Genomic DNA, 13,943 nt, shown 5'->3' with positions numbered 1-13,943 from the left:
TTAATTACCTCTTTTTGGATGAATTTCAGTTTTTAGTTGGTCTAAAAATGATTCTAGCGTTTCTTTAGAATAATTACTTAAATATGAAGGGTGATTTTCACTTAAATTTGCTATTAATTTATCATTGATAAAAGAAGTATCAGCATTTGGAATAAATCGTTTTATTGTAATTAGTGGAAATGTATTTTCTATTTTTAATATATATGCTCCAATAGCGTTAATATCTATTGCTTCGTGGTGAATAGAAGATTTCATTTCATTTACTTCTACAATGGCTGTACTAATTTCTTTTTGATAAGTTGGATCATTTAAATTTGCTAATAATGTATAAAAATGTGCACTTAACAAGTCACCTATTAAAATAGATTTTTTAGACGATAAAGTTGTAGAAACTTCGTCTAAGTGACGCATTGCTGTATCTATTGTGAGGCAAGCTAATTTAGCTTCTTGTGGTATATCATAAGAATCAAGAATTTGTGCCAACGTTTTATTTATATAGATTGATTCATAATGATTTACACCGCGAAGTCGCTGTGTAATTTGTGTTTCTAATATGTTTAATGTCGTTTCCATGTTCACACCTCACGTTATTATCCATATACATATTAACATTATATAGAGAAAAATAAAATCAACGAAAACCATAGTTAACAATAATCGTGCATTATATATAAAAAAAGCGTAAGAACTACTTATATCATTTTGCTAAAAAAGTTTCGTCTTCTCAATTTGGAAAGAATGGCTAGTGCTTGAAATGACTGATTTAAAGCTGTTTTAATTCAATCACCAGTTGTTCACATTATAATTCAGACTAAAACGAATGTACTTGTCTTAGTCTGAACTGTGATTTATTTCATCGTATGTATTAATTTTAGTTTCATTGTATCTTAAATCATTGTGAATATATAGTTTGTAGTTAACACAAATGATATCATAAAGTTTTTGTTTATATTGATAAGTATTTAATTAAAAGCTTAATAAAAAAAGAAAAAGCCCCTTAAAAAGGGCTTCACTTTTAGTAAAGAATTATTTTACTGCGTCTTTTAAAGCTTTACCAGCTTTGAATGCTGGAACTTTGCTTGCAGGGATATCAATTTCTTTACCAGTTTGAGGGTTACGGCCTTTACGAGCAGCGCGTTCGCGTACTTCAAAGTTACCGAATCCAATTAATTGTACTTTTTCACCTTTAGAAAGTGATGATTGAATTGATTCGAATACTGCATCTACAGCTAAACCAGCTTCTTTTTTAGTTAAATCAGCTTGCTCTGCTACAGCATTGATTAAATCTGTCTTGTTCATTATGAATTCACCTCCCCTAGGGTTTATAATGATACTTAATATCATTATGGTATGACTTTAACACAACGATTACTGCTACTGCAATGATTTATGTGCAAAAAACGTTGAAATAATAGGATTTTGATAGCAAATTGTTATATATTTTATAAAAAGTGTAATTATACTCTTTTATTCTGCTTTCTTTCCTCGTCCCATCAAATCTTTAACGCTTTCATCTACGGGTCTATTTTCGAATAATACTTTGTATAGAGCGGTTGTTATTGGCATATCAACATTGACTTCTTTTGATAAATGGTAAACTGATTTTGTTGTATATACACCTTCCACAACCATATTCATTTCATTTAAAGCAGTATCAAGTGATTTTCCTTCACCTAATTTATAGCCTAATGTATAGTTTCTGGAATGTGTTGAAGTACATGTCACAATTAAATCGCCAATACCACCTAAACCAAGAAAAGTAATAGGATCTGCACCTAATTTTTCGCCTAAACGACTAATTTCAGCCAAACCTCTAGTCATCAATGCCGCTTTAGCATTATCTCCGAAGCCCATTCCTGAAATTACACCGCTTGCAACAGCGATGATATTTTTTAGAGCGCCTCCGAGTTCAACACCTACGAGATCTTCATTTGTGTAAACACGTAAATAATCATTCATAAATAAATCTTGTGTTAGTTGCCGTACAGATTCTGATTTTGAAGAAGCTGCTACTGTTGTAGGTTGTTTAATGACTACCTCTTCGGCATGACTTGGTCCTGATAGTACGCCAATTCCTGCATTATGTTTAGGTGAAATAGAATCTTCTAACATTTCAGATACGCGTTTATAAGTATCATTTTCAATACCTTTAGCAACGTGTATAAACGTTTTCTTACTAGATAATAACGAATCAATTGTTTGAGCTACTTCTCTCATCGCTTTGGTAGGTAGTGCCATTAAATAAATATCAGCAAAAGCAACAGCGGTTTCAATATCAAGTGTTGCTTCAATAGTTTTATTTAACTCAGCGGTTTTTAAATATTTACTATTAATGTGTTGTTCATTAATTTCTTTTATAGTGGTTTCGTTTTTCCCCCACATCAATACTTGATGTCCATTTTCGGCTAAGACATTTGCTAATGCTGTACCGAAACTTCCAGTACCAAAAACGGTAACTTTAGACATGCTATCCCCTCCGATGATTAATTTCTTTTTCTTGCTATAATATGCACTGGTGTACCTTCAAATCCAAATGCAGCCCTGATTTGATTCTCTAAATAACGTTTATAAGAAAAATGCATCAATTCTACATCGTTGACAAAAACGATAAATGTTGGTGGTTCAATTGCAACTTGTGTAGCATAAAATACGTTTAAACGACGTCCTTTGTCTGTCGGTGTCGGGTTCATTGATATAGCATCAGTGACAACTTCATTAAGTGTAGAACTTTGAACACGCTTTTTATGATTCTCACTGGCTTCTTTAATATATGGGAATAACGTTCTAAGACGTTGTTTTTCTTTAGCTGAAACAAATGCTATTTCTGCATAGTCCAAGAATTGAAACTCTTTACGTACTTCATCCTTGAATTTTTTCATTGTATTTGTTTCCTTATCTACCGTGTCCCATTTATTAACTACGATAACGATGGCTTTTCCTTCTTCATGCGCATATCCTGCAACACGTTTGTCTTGTTCTATGATACCTTGTTCAGCATCTATGACAATAAGTATGACGTTCGATCTTTCTATTGCTTTTAGTGCACGTAAAACGGAGTATTTTTCAGTATTTTCATATACTTTACCCTTTTTACGCATGCCGGCAGTATCAATTAATACATAGTCTTGATCATCATAGCTATATTCAGTATCTACAGCATCACGTGTTGTGCCTGCTACGTTGGAAACAATGACGCGGTCTTCACCTAAGATAGCGTTCACTAAACTTGATTTACCTACATTTGGACGTCCTATAATTGATAATCTAATTGTATCATCATCATATGGCTCAGGTTCTTCTTCTTTAAAATGTTTAACAACTGCATCTAATAAATCACCTAGACCAAGTCCATGTGAACCGGATATTGGGTATGGATCTCCAAAGCCAAGAGAATAAAAATCATAAATTTCATTTCTCATTTCTGGATTATCGACTTTATTAACGGCTAACACGACAGGTTTTTTTGATTTATATAACATTTGTGCAACCATTTCATCACTTTGAGTTAAGCCTTCTCTTACATTAACCATGAAAATGATAACATCAGCTTCATCAATTGCAACTTCTGCTTGAGCTCTTATTTGAGTTTGAAATGGTGCATCTCCAATTTCAATACCACCCGTGTCAATGATATTAAAATCGTGCGTTAACCATTCACCTGATGAATAAATTCTATCACGAGTCACTCCTGGCGTATCTTCTACAATCGATACACGCTCGCCTACGACTCTATTAAAAATTGTCGATTTACCAACGTTTGGCCTACCAACAATTGCTACTATAGGTTTAGTCATAACTAACTTCCTCTCTTTTTTAATCTCTATAATTCTATCATACGGGTTAGATAAATAAAAAGAAATATTAAAACAATATGACTGTTATAATTATTACATTGTAATTTTATGGCAAAAAAAGAAATCTTGCCCTAGTTATCATTAGGACAAGATTTAAAATTGGCATCATACTTTGTATTAAAACTTAAAGTCTTTTAATTTATCACCGAATACATCACCCAATGTTGGATTATCTTCGTCATCAGAACCATTATCTAAATAGGATTGTGTTGTTTCACTATCACTTTCGATAACATTTTCATTTGGTAACGTAGCTTTTATAGATAACGAAATACGCTCATTCTCTACATCTACACCAAGCACTTTAACACTTACGACTTGGCCAGGTTCTAACGCTTCACTTGGAGAACCAATATGTGAATGACTAATTTCAGAAATATGCACTAAACCTTGTACACCAGGTTTAATTTCTACAAATGCACCAAAGTTAGCTAATCTTACGACAGTGCCTTCGATTACATCGCCTTCGTTGAATTCACCTTTAATTGTTTCAAATGGGCTAGGTAACGTATCTTTAATAGATAAAGAAATGCGTTCAGAATCTTTGTCTACAGATTTAATTTTCACATTTACCGTTTCACCAATTGAAACCACATCTTCAGGAGATTTTACATGTTCATGTGATAATTCAGAAACGTGAACAAGTCCATCAACGCCACCTATATCTACGAATGCACCAAAGTTTGTAAGTCGAGCAACTTTACCTTCTATAACGTCACCTTCATTAAGTGATTCCAATAATTCATCTTTTTTCTCTGCATTTTCCAATGCCTCTACTGCTTTACGACTAAGAATGACACGATTATTTGCAGGGTCTAATTCTTCTACTTTTAATTTAAGAACTTGACCTTCAAAATCAGAGAAATCTTCAATGAAATCTGTAGAAATTAATGAAGCCGGAACAAATCCTCTTTGACCAACATCAACCACTAAACCACCTTTAACAACTTCAGTGACTTTAGCTTCAATTGTTTGGTTATTGTCTAGTTGTTCTTGTAAAAATTCATATGATTTTTCAGTTTCAAGTTGACGTTTCGAAAGGATGTAAGCACCCGTTTCATTCTCTTCGTCATATTCTACTTTAGTAACATATGCACCAATTTCATCACCAACTTTGACAGCATCACTAGGATTATCAATATGATGTGTTGAAAGTTGACTTATTGGGATAATACCGTTAAATTTTGCACCATTAACAGCAACAATTACTTGCTTTTCTTCAATTTCTTGAACTTCGCCTGTAACTTTATCCCCTTCTTTAATGTCATTAATCATTGATTCGTTAAACTCTTCAGTCATCTTGTCTGCCTCCTTATTACACTACATATTTATAACATCTTATAATCTGACAAAATTGTCAAGAAATTCCACTTTAATTAAGGAATTCAAATATTAATTGTTAAAATGCTGTAAAATAGGGTCATTTAGCTAACTAAATTTTAAATAAGTTTACCTATTTTTTACAATTTCACTTTATATGCAGCTCGTATTAGTATAAAAATTCATGTAAGTTTTATACCCGATAATTGTATTATATAACCTTTTTACACAATTTGGAAAGAAAGGGCTTTATATATCTAGCTATTATTTGAGATTAACTAATTTTATGAACAAGTGCTAATATTTCTTGTGTAACAATTTCTATGCTCTTTCCTGTTGTATCAACTGTAATCGCATCATCTGCTTTTTTCAAAGGTGATATGTCACGGTTCATATCATATTGATCTCGATCAGCAATTTCTTGCTTAAGTTGTTCAACATTGGAAACAATACCGCGTTCTTCATTATCTTTTTGTCTTCGAACTGCACGTTCTTCCACTGAAGCAATCATATATACTTTCAAATCTGCATCAGGTAATACAACGGTACCAATATCTCTTCCATCCATTACGATGCCTTTTTTAGCTGCTAATTCTTGTTGTTTGTTTACAGAAAATGTTCTAACCGCTTCTTTAGATGCAACATAAGAAACATGATTGGTTACATCGTTTTCTCTTAAATAGTCAGTGACATCTTGATTATCTAAAATAACTCTTTGACCTTTGTCTTTATCATAAGTTAAAGACAATTCAGTAGTTTCTATAAGTTGATCAAAATCTTCAGGTTTGTTTTGTTGTAAGTATTTGTAAGTTATTGCGCGGTACATTGCGCCTGTATCTACATAAATCATAGATAATTTAGCTGCTAATAATTTAGCGATGGTACTTTTTCCAGCCGCAGCAGGTCCATCTAGTGCGATATTTAATAATTTCATTTTTGTAACCCTTCCTTGTTGTTTTATGAATAATATTTTATCATAAATATGTATATTATAAATAGGAGGAATGCTAGCATGAAAAATGTTCTTGTTATACATACCGGTGGAACGATAAGCATGTCACAAGATGAAGCTAACAAAGTGGTGACAAATAAAGATAATCCTATATCTAATCATCAAGATGTGATTGCGCAATATGCAAATGTGACAGAAATAACACCGTTCAATGTACCTTCACCGCATATGAATATTGAATATGTGGAAAAGTTGAAAGAAATTATTGAGGAAGCAACTAAAAATGAATCTTATGATGGATTTGTTATTACTCACGGTACAGATACGCTAGAAGAAACAGCTTATTTACTGGATTTAACAACAGATATTTCAAAACCTATTACGATTACTGGTGCTATGCGTTCTTCAAATGAAATAGGTTCAGATGGTTTATATAATTTCATATCTGCGATTCGTGTTGCAACAAGTGACGAGTCTTCAGATATGGGTGTCATGGTAGTGTTTAATGATGAAATTCATACTGCGCGTAACGTTACGAAAACACATACATCAAATACAAATACTTTTCAAAGCCCTAATCATGGCCCACTAGGTGTTGTCACTAAAAATAGCGTTCAATTTCACCATAAACCATATGAGCATCTTATCTTAAATGAAATAGACCATACTTTAAATATTCCATTAGTTAAGGCATATATGGGAATGAATAGTGATGTGTTAACGTTTCATAGTGATAATAATGTTGATGGCATCATCATTGAAGCGCTTGGACAAGGTAATTTACCACCAACAAGTTTGGAAGGACTAGACAAATGTTTAGATAAAAACATACCTATAATTTTAGTATCTAGATCATTTAACGGTATTGTAGGACCAATTTATGCTTATGAAGGTGGCGGTGCAACCTTAGCAGATAAAGGTGTTATTTTCTCAAATGGTTTAAATGGTCCTAAAGCTAGGTTAAAACTTCTAGTTGGATTAAGTAATGATTTAACATTTAAACAATTAAAACGATACTTTGAATCACAACTTTAAAATGATTAAGTATACTATTTGAATTATAAAAAGCTGAGACAATTTTTAGTTGTCTCAGCTTTTTATATCTTAGGAATTTAAGATTCTAAAGGTGTTTGTTTTTTTGATAAGATACTTTGTGTAATAATACCGCCATGGTATTTGCCATTTTCAATAAAAATTGTATTTGCATCATTACCAGCAGCTATGACACCAGCTATATAGCAATTTTCAACATTAGTTTCATATGTTTCTTTATTATATACAGGTGCAGTACCATATTCATTTTGATTAATTTCAATGCCGATAGATTGTAAGAATTCGTAATCTGGGTGATAACCAATCATGGCAAACACATAGTCATTGGCTATCTCAAATGTTTGGCCACCCTGTTCATAGAAAACACTATCCTCAGTAATTTTAGTGACATTTGCATTAAATGCCATATCGATTTTTTCATGTCGTACAAGCGATTCGAAATTAGGAAGTATCCATGGTTTGATCGCTTTTGGATATTCATTGCCACGATAAATAACTGTGACATTTGCGCCTGCTTTTTCAAGTTCTAAAGCAGCATCGACTGCTGAGTTTTTACCGCCTAAGATGACAACATTTTGATCGAAGTAAGGATGCGCCTCTTTAAAATAATGCATTACTTTTGAAAGTTCTGCACCTTCGACTTCAAGTTGATTGTGATGTCCATAGTATCCTGTTGCTACAGTGAGAAATCTACATTGATAAACATCTTTCGTAGTTGTAATTGTGAAACGGTTATTGATTTTTTTTACAGTGAGGACTTCTTCGAAAGCATTGATTCGTAACTGATGGTGTTTAACTACAGCTCTATAATAAACCAGTGCTTGATTTCTATGTGGCTTGCTTTCTTCAACTATAAAAGGTATGTCCCCAATACTTAATTTGTCACTAGAAGAAAAGAATGTTTGGTGTGTAGGATAATTATAAATCGCGTCTACAACATTACCTTTTTCAATAACTAATGTATCTATTCCTTTTTTCTTTTGCTCAATGGCAGCACTTAATCCACAAGGACCGCCACCTATTATGATACTTTCAACTGTTTGCATACTTTATTCGTCCTCCTTTTACCACCCATACATTATACCAATAGTTTTAAAAATTCCAAATTAAAGAATTTGAAAACTTTATAACAATTGAATTCATAAGGTTTATGCTTGAAAGAAAATTATATTATTTAATATTTAACTCGATAAATAAACATAGATAAACCCTACGCAAATATGTGCGCAGGGTTTATCTATAATTTGATAGCTACTCTATTTAATAGTTATCCATAAAAATTATCAGTAGTAAAGAAAATTATTGTGGTATCACAAGACGTTGACCATTATGAATGTCGTTGCCTTGAATATTATTTGCTTCCCTGATTTTTTCTACATTTTCTGGAGTACCTTCACCATAGTATTGGATCGCAATTCTATATAAATTTTGTCCATTTACAACGTGAGTGCGTTGTCCAGAATTGCTATTTGAAGATTGATTATTTTGTTGGTTGCTATCGTTTGATGCATTTTGTGACTGGTCTGATGAACCATTTTGATTGCTATTAGCTTGATCATTTTGTTGTGATTGATCGCTTTGTTGATCTTGATTGTTTTGACTATTTTGTTCATCTTGTGTGCCTTGGTTTTGATCGCTGTTAGCTTGATCTTGTGAATCGTTGTTACCTTGGTCAGAATCAGAATTGGCATTATCAGAGCTATCACTACTATCAGAATCTGTTGTAGCTTGATTATTGTCATCATCTTTAGCTTTGTCTTTATCTTTAGCTGATTTACTGTCTTTATCAGAATCAGCATCTTTAGCTTTATCAGAATCTTTATCTTTGTTGTCAGCTACTTTTTTGTCATCGTCGCTGCCTTTATCATCGTTGTTACCTGTTAACGCCATACCACCAAAGATACCTATAGCGGCTAAGATTAAAATAGCTGCTATAATTGGGAGGAGTTTACCAAGTAAACCACCTTTTTTCTTGTTGTTATCTTCAGAATCATGGTTATTGTCACCATTATTACCATTTCCGCCGTTGCCACCATTACCATTACCACCATTGCCAGTACTTGATTTAGAATGTGAAGCAGCGGCAGCGCCAGTACCAGCAGCTGCTGCACCGCCTGCTACAGCAGCACCTTTTTTCTTAGAACCATGTTTTTCTTCGTTTTTAACGTCAGATTTGGATTCATTTTGTTCTGGTTCATTATCATTTTTATCTTTTTTGCCTTTATGCTTGCCAGCTGCATAAGCACCAGCTCCAGCAGCGGCAGCGCCACCTGCTACAGCAGCACCTTTTTTCTTAGAATCATGATTGTTTGTATTTTCATCTTGCGTTTCTGTCGAATCATTCGTTTGATTGGATTGTTCCCAATCTTGATTTTGTTGATGCGCTTTATCGTTATGGTCTTTAGAACTTGAAGCTGCATCGTTATGTTTACTAGCAGCATAAGCACCAGCGCCTGCAGCACCACTACTGGCGATAGCAGCACCTTTTTTATTATTGCTATCTTCGTCAGATTGAACTTTTTCATTATTTATATCATGACGATTTTCAGATTGCTGATTGTTTGATGATTCGTGAATCAAATTGTTATTTTGTGAAGGATCATTAGATTCTTTGTCTGCATTTGAATCTCTTGAAGAATTGTCTTCGTGTTGTAAACCATTATCACGATCACCAACATCATTATTTTCGTTGTGATGTTCTTGGTTAGACTGCTCATCTTCTCTTTGATTTGTTGCTGTGTCTCTTCGACGTTGTCTGCGTTGAGCATTTCTAGGAGGAAATTGTTCATCTGATTTATTAGACACTTCCTCTTTTACATTGTCAACTGAATCGTTAACCGAGTCTTGAGTATTTTCTTGGTGTTCTTTTGGATCAATGGATTGACGATTTTTTTCAAAATCATCTTTAAAATTGTTGTTAGACAAATTCATCATCCTTCCTTTTTTTATTTAAGTATATACTGTTTTACCCTGAAAGATTGTAAATATGTATAACTTTTTGAAGAAAAATTACTATTAAACAAGTGTATACACCGTATTATAGCTTGATTGAAAATATGAAGTAAAGTGATTGTCTATTATTTAAATAAATTTTGTATTTTTTCATTAAAATCCATTTTTCTTTTAACTTTTTTTCTATTTAATATATTTATTGCATTAATTTTAGAATCATTATCACAGCACTGGTTTGGTTTTTCGCTCAATTGTTCGTTAAAGAATTCTATCATATAAGCACGTCGACATTGATCAAGATGCTTATAGCCTAACATGCGCATATATCCTAAATGTTTACGTTTGTATGAAATCTCGAATATATTACGTAATTGTTGATATGTATAATAGCTATAAAGTATTTGTAGAACTTCTGATTTTTCAGGAGGCAAAAATTGACCGAGTTCGAATGTTTCAACATCCTCCATCGTTATCATATCGGTAAATAATAGTGTTTCTAATAAAAAGCGATCATCTGGTTGATAAAGACTAATGGCTTGACTTTGTCCCCCGTCACGACCAGCACGACCTATTTCTTGCATATAATTAGAAGGACTTGTAGATAAATGAAAATGGATAATTGTTCGGATGTCTTTTTTATTAATGCCCATACCAAATGCACTTGTAGCAACAATGATTGGGATTTCATTATTTAAAAATTGATGTTGTACCGTATGACGCTCCTGATAAGATAAGTCACCATGATAAATACCAGTTAAAAAGCCATAGTTGTATATTTGTTGCGCTAATAATAGACACATTTTTTTAGATGATACATAGATAATTGTTGGACCAGCGTGTTCTAATGAAGGTAGTAACCATTTCAACTTCTCATCATCATCAGCAAAGTTTTTATGCGATAACGAAATATTATCTCTATTCATGGTTGTCTTTACGATATGAAAAGATTTATTTAATATTTGCTCTAAATCAAATGTTAAATAGGATGGTGCTGTTGCTGTTAAAGCTAATACAGTAGCGTTATGAAAATGGTTGACGATTTTGCCAACTAAGGCGTAATGCGGTCGGAAATCATAACCCCATTCTGAGAGACAGTGTGCCTCATCTAATACGATGATTCCTAGATTTATATGTTTTATTAATTTAAAGTTATGAGGTTGTAGTAGAAATTCAGGACTTAAGAAAATAAAGCGACTTTTCGTCAATTGTTTAATGTTTTGAGCCCTTTCATGTTCATCCATTCCTGAGTGAATGCAAGCTACATGATGCTCACCATGTAGTTTAAGTTGCATGACTTGATCATCCATTAATGAGATTAATGGAGAGATGATTAGTGTTGGTTGTTGATTTATATATGTTGGCAATTGATAGCATAGGCTTTTGCCACTTCCAGTTGGTAAAATACCTAATGTATCTTTCTTTTCAAGTACATGCGTTATGATTTCTTTTTGTCCAGGTTTAAAAGTATCAAAACCAAAGTGTTTTTTTAACGCTTCATTAAGCATGCAAATCACCTCTTTCAATGCCAACAATGATTAATTTAATTTCAAAATAACTAAGATCTGGAAATATAGTTTTATAGTTTCTTAAACGTTCACTGCGGTTTGACAAGTAATGTGGAATAAATTGTTCATAAGTTTTATGTATTAAAAATGAATGATAATCTGTTAAATAACCTTTGATAAATAATTCTAAGATATGATCTTGTATCGTATTTTGTTTAACATTTTGTTGAGCTGCTAATTTATCAAAATGCATGCCTTGTTTTATACCTTCATAAGTTAATGTTGTCTTATGTAATAAAGCAGGTAATATAATAAGTTGATTTAATAAAGGATATTGTGAATCATCTTCTATTTCATACATTAAAGTAACTAAATCTCTTATTTCCAATTCATATAAGTGTTCTTGAGATACAGATTCAATTAAACTTACTTGTTGTCTAGTGTACATGCTTTCTTCAAAACCTTGTAAATAGTAATGGAGATAAACATGATTGTTTTTTTCTGATAACGTATGAAATAAGTTTGTAAGTTCTTCGATGAATCGAGATTTTAAATCTTCATCAGTTATTTTTTTATATAGTTGTTTAACTTGTTTTTGCACAGTACGATGTTGTGTGATCGGTATAAATTCATAAATAGCATGGCCAGTATTGGAAAGTGTCTGAGTTAACAATTGAATTGCATTAAACGTGTTCACAAGACTGTCGTATGTGTGTCGAGGATGATTAATGATACTTTGATATTGCGCTGTTTCAATGTTAAAATTATTAGAATATCGCTCAAACGACGGATATTTTAAATTAGGTAAGCTATGATACAATGACAATAGTTGTTGACTACAGGCGTCAAAAAACGTTTGATGAGACTTTTTCCCTGTGATAATATTAAATATACTTTTTTCGGTTTTGTAATTATGTGCATTTGTGTATGCAAAATGAATTATATTATACATAGACGCTCCCTCATCTTATAAATCGAAAACATTTGAAAAAACGATAAACTGTGATTACAATAATATTTGTGTAATTATTGTAGCATTTTTGTCAAAGGAGGCGAAGAAATTGGCTAAATATACAATTGTAGATATGGATACATGCATTGCATGTGGTGCTTGTGGTGCCGCTGCCCCTGATATTTATGACTATGATGACGAAGGTATTGCATATGTTATTCTAGATGATAATCAAGGTACTGCGGAAGTGCCAGAAGAACTATATGAAGACATGGAAGATGCATTAGATGGTTGTCCTACGGATTCAATTAAAATTGAAGAGGAATCATTTGATGGCGATGCATTAAAATTTGAATAATGCTATTATTGCAAAATAGTATTTATATACAACCATGTTAGTAACGTCATCACTGTGACATTTGCTAACTTTTTATTTTTTTAAAGCGATAGATAAAACGAGCCGTGATATCAATATATAATGGCTCGTTTTATCTATCTTTCTTTTATTAAATTTTATTTAGGTAAGACATTTTTTAGTCTGTTGTATAACAAAATAAATATGATAGAGATGACAATACCTTTAATGATATTAAAGGGAATCACACCAGATACGATGACGATTTTTACATTTTCAACAACGTCAGATAGATTCATAATCATGCCATACAGTGGGAGTAAAACGAAATAGTTCAGTATACTTAATACAATTGTCATAACTACTGTCGCAATACTTAGTCCAACAATTTGTGACTTAATTTTATCTTTATATTTCGTTACAAAATAAGCTGTTAATAAAAAGCTAGATGCTGCTAAAAAATTTGCAACTGGTCCAACTGGATCACCTATGTTAAATAAAAAGTTGAGTAAATTTTTTATGAATTCTACAATAAGACCTGCTACAGGTCCTAAAATAAATGTTGCTAATAACGCGGGAACATCACCAAAATCTAACGTTAAATAAGGTGGCAAAAATGGTATTGGAAATTTTATAAACATTAAAATGAAAGCCACCGCACTCAACATACTTATGGTAATGAGTCTTTTTGTTTGTTGATGCATATTTAATTGTCTCCTTCCATTCATCTTACATAGAATAGGAGGAATAAATTGCACAACAAATCATGTCCTCCATCTTCTCCCATCCAGACTTTACTGTCGGCTCTAGATTTTCACTAGATCAGCCATTTTATTATATATAATAAAATGGGTCGCAGGCTTTATTTACTGCCGGTTGGGAATTGCACCCTACCCCGAAGATGAATTTCTTAAATTTTATAAATTTATCATAGCTTATTAGTCAGATAAAAACAATAGAATTGCTTAAAATAACTCATTGCCTAGCCATTGTGTGTACT

General features: G+C 32.4%; 13 protein-coding genes and 1 riboswitch. Of the genes, 2 read left to right on the top strand and 11 right to left on the bottom strand.

Going from position 1 to position 13,943, the window contains the following annotated elements:
- From M1D64_RS06600 to cmk, 6 genes are all read right to left on the bottom strand, one after another.
- Entirely contained in the window at positions 1 to 573 is a 573-nt protein-coding gene (locus tag M1D64_RS06600) for a hypothetical protein (protein WP_002483249.1), read from the bottom strand.
- 453 nt (positions 574 to 1,026) lie between these two features.
- A complete protein-coding gene (locus M1D64_RS06595; protein WP_002483248.1) occupies positions 1,027 to 1,299 on the bottom strand; it encodes an HU family DNA-binding protein in 273 nt (90 codons plus the stop codon).
- 168 nt (positions 1,300 to 1,467) lie between these two features.
- The gene (locus tag M1D64_RS06590; RefSeq protein ID WP_002483247.1) at positions 1,468 to 2,466 is read right to left on the bottom strand and encodes an NAD(P)H-dependent glycerol-3-phosphate dehydrogenase; all 999 of its coding nucleotides are present in this window, start codon (positions 2,464 to 2,466) and stop codon (positions 1,468 to 1,470) included.
- A gap of 17 nt (positions 2,467 to 2,483) precedes the next feature.
- The gene (gene der / locus M1D64_RS06585) at positions 2,484 to 3,794 is read right to left on the bottom strand and encodes a ribosome biogenesis GTPase Der (protein WP_041080661.1); all 1,311 of its coding nucleotides are present in this window, start codon (positions 3,792 to 3,794) and stop codon (positions 2,484 to 2,486) included.
- A 177-nt stretch (positions 3,795 to 3,971) separates the two neighbouring features.
- On the bottom strand, positions 3,972 to 5,153 hold the full coding sequence (gene rpsA / locus M1D64_RS06580) for a 30S ribosomal protein S1 (protein WP_069821998.1): 1,182 nt from the start codon (positions 5,151 to 5,153) through the stop codon (positions 3,972 to 3,974).
- Positions 5,154 to 5,448: 295 nt separating this feature from the next.
- Entirely contained in the window at positions 5,449 to 6,108 is a 660-nt protein-coding gene (gene cmk, locus M1D64_RS06575; protein WP_002483244.1) for a (d)CMP kinase, read from the bottom strand.
- Between the two features lie 78 nt (positions 6,109 to 6,186).
- Between cmk and M1D64_RS06570 the strand changes: the two genes are divergently transcribed.
- Positions 6,187 to 7,161, top strand: coding sequence for an asparaginase (locus tag M1D64_RS06570; protein ID WP_041080660.1), 975 nt, complete (start codon positions 6,187 to 6,189; stop codon positions 7,159 to 7,161).
- A gap of 77 nt (positions 7,162 to 7,238) precedes the next feature.
- On the opposite strand, the gene ypdA is transcribed toward M1D64_RS06570, so the two are convergent.
- The 4 genes from ypdA to M1D64_RS06550 all read right to left on the bottom strand — a co-directional run bounded on the left by ypdA (position 7,239) and on the right by M1D64_RS06550 (position 12,588).
- Positions 7,239 to 8,225 (bottom strand): bacillithiol disulfide reductase YpdA, encoded by a 987-nt coding sequence (ypdA, locus tag M1D64_RS06565; RefSeq protein ID WP_115340598.1) that lies wholly within the window; start codon positions 8,223 to 8,225, stop codon positions 7,239 to 7,241.
- Between the two features lie 253 nt (positions 8,226 to 8,478).
- Entirely contained in the window at positions 8,479 to 10,113 is a 1,635-nt protein-coding gene (gene ebpS, locus M1D64_RS06560; RefSeq protein ID WP_069821999.1) for an elastin-binding protein EbpS, read from the bottom strand.
- A 143-nt stretch (positions 10,114 to 10,256) separates the two neighbouring features.
- Positions 10,257 to 11,636 (bottom strand): RecQ family ATP-dependent DNA helicase, encoded by a 1,380-nt coding sequence (locus tag M1D64_RS06555; RefSeq protein ID WP_041080659.1) that lies wholly within the window; start codon positions 11,634 to 11,636, stop codon positions 10,257 to 10,259.
- On the bottom strand, positions 11,629 to 12,588 hold the full coding sequence (locus tag M1D64_RS06550) for a helix-turn-helix domain-containing protein (protein WP_002483239.1): 960 nt from the start codon (positions 12,586 to 12,588) through the stop codon (positions 11,629 to 11,631). The genes M1D64_RS06555 and M1D64_RS06550 overlap by 8 nt, the downstream gene beginning before the upstream one ends.
- A 109-nt stretch (positions 12,589 to 12,697) precedes the next feature.
- Here M1D64_RS06550 and M1D64_RS06545 point away from each other — a divergent pair, with 109 nt between their 5' ends.
- Complete coding sequence (locus M1D64_RS06545) at positions 12,698 to 12,946, top strand: ferredoxin (RefSeq protein WP_002483238.1); 249 nt, start codon at positions 12,698 to 12,700, stop codon at positions 12,944 to 12,946.
- Positions 12,947 to 13,101: 155 nt separating this feature from the next.
- Here M1D64_RS06545 and M1D64_RS06540 read toward each other — a convergent pair whose 3' ends face one another.
- Positions 13,102 to 13,647, bottom strand: a complete 546-nt coding sequence (locus M1D64_RS06540; RefSeq protein ID WP_037538408.1) for an ECF transporter S component — start codon at positions 13,645 to 13,647, stop codon at positions 13,102 to 13,104.
- Positions 13,648 to 13,714: 67 nt separating this feature from the next.
- Positions 13,715 to 13,850, bottom strand: a riboswitch (FMN riboswitch).
- Between the last annotated feature and the right edge of the window lie 93 nt (positions 13,851 to 13,943).

Source organism: Staphylococcus sp. Z5-21, assembly GCF_056529615.1.
The sequence above is the reverse complement of the archived record's forward strand: the minus strand, read 5'-3'. Positions and strand labels throughout refer to the sequence as shown.

Excerpts from the sequence above, each read along its gene's own strand:
- M1D64_RS06555 (WP_041080659.1), bottom strand. The coding sequence starts at position 11,636 with ATGCTTAATGAAGCGTTAAAAAAACACTTTGGTTTTGATACTTTTAAA.
- M1D64_RS06570 (WP_041080660.1), top strand. The coding sequence starts at position 6,187 with ATGAAAAATGTTCTTGTTATACATACCGGTGGAACGATAAGCATGTCA.
- M1D64_RS06600 (WP_002483249.1), bottom strand. The coding sequence starts at position 573 with ATGGAAACGACATTAAACATATTAGAAACACAAATTACACAGCGACTT.
- M1D64_RS06595 (WP_002483248.1), bottom strand. The coding sequence starts at position 1,299 with ATGAACAAGACAGATTTAATCAATGCTGTAGCAGAGCAAGCTGATTTA.
- rpsA (WP_069821998.1), bottom strand. The coding sequence starts at position 5,153 with ATGACTGAAGAGTTTAACGAATCAATGATTAATGACATTAAAGAAGGG.
- der (WP_041080661.1), bottom strand. The coding sequence starts at position 3,794 with ATGACTAAACCTATAGTAGCAATTGTTGGTAGGCCAAACGTTGGTAAA.
- M1D64_RS06540 (WP_037538408.1), bottom strand. The coding sequence starts at position 13,647 with ATGCATCAACAAACAAAAAGACTCATTACCATAAGTATGTTGAGTGCG.
- M1D64_RS06590 (WP_002483247.1), bottom strand. The coding sequence starts at position 2,466 with ATGTCTAAAGTTACCGTTTTTGGTACTGGAAGTTTCGGTACAGCATTA.
- ebpS (WP_069821999.1), bottom strand. The coding sequence starts at position 10,113 with ATGATGAATTTGTCTAACAACAATTTTAAAGATGATTTTGAAAAAAAT.
- cmk (WP_002483244.1), bottom strand. The coding sequence starts at position 6,108 with ATGAAATTATTAAATATCGCACTAGATGGACCTGCTGCGGCTGGAAAA.
- ypdA (WP_115340598.1), bottom strand. The coding sequence starts at position 8,225 with ATGCAAACAGTTGAAAGTATCATAATAGGTGGCGGTCCTTGTGGATTA.
- M1D64_RS06550 (WP_002483239.1), bottom strand. The coding sequence starts at position 12,588 with ATGTATAATATAATTCATTTTGCATACACAAATGCACATAATTACAAA.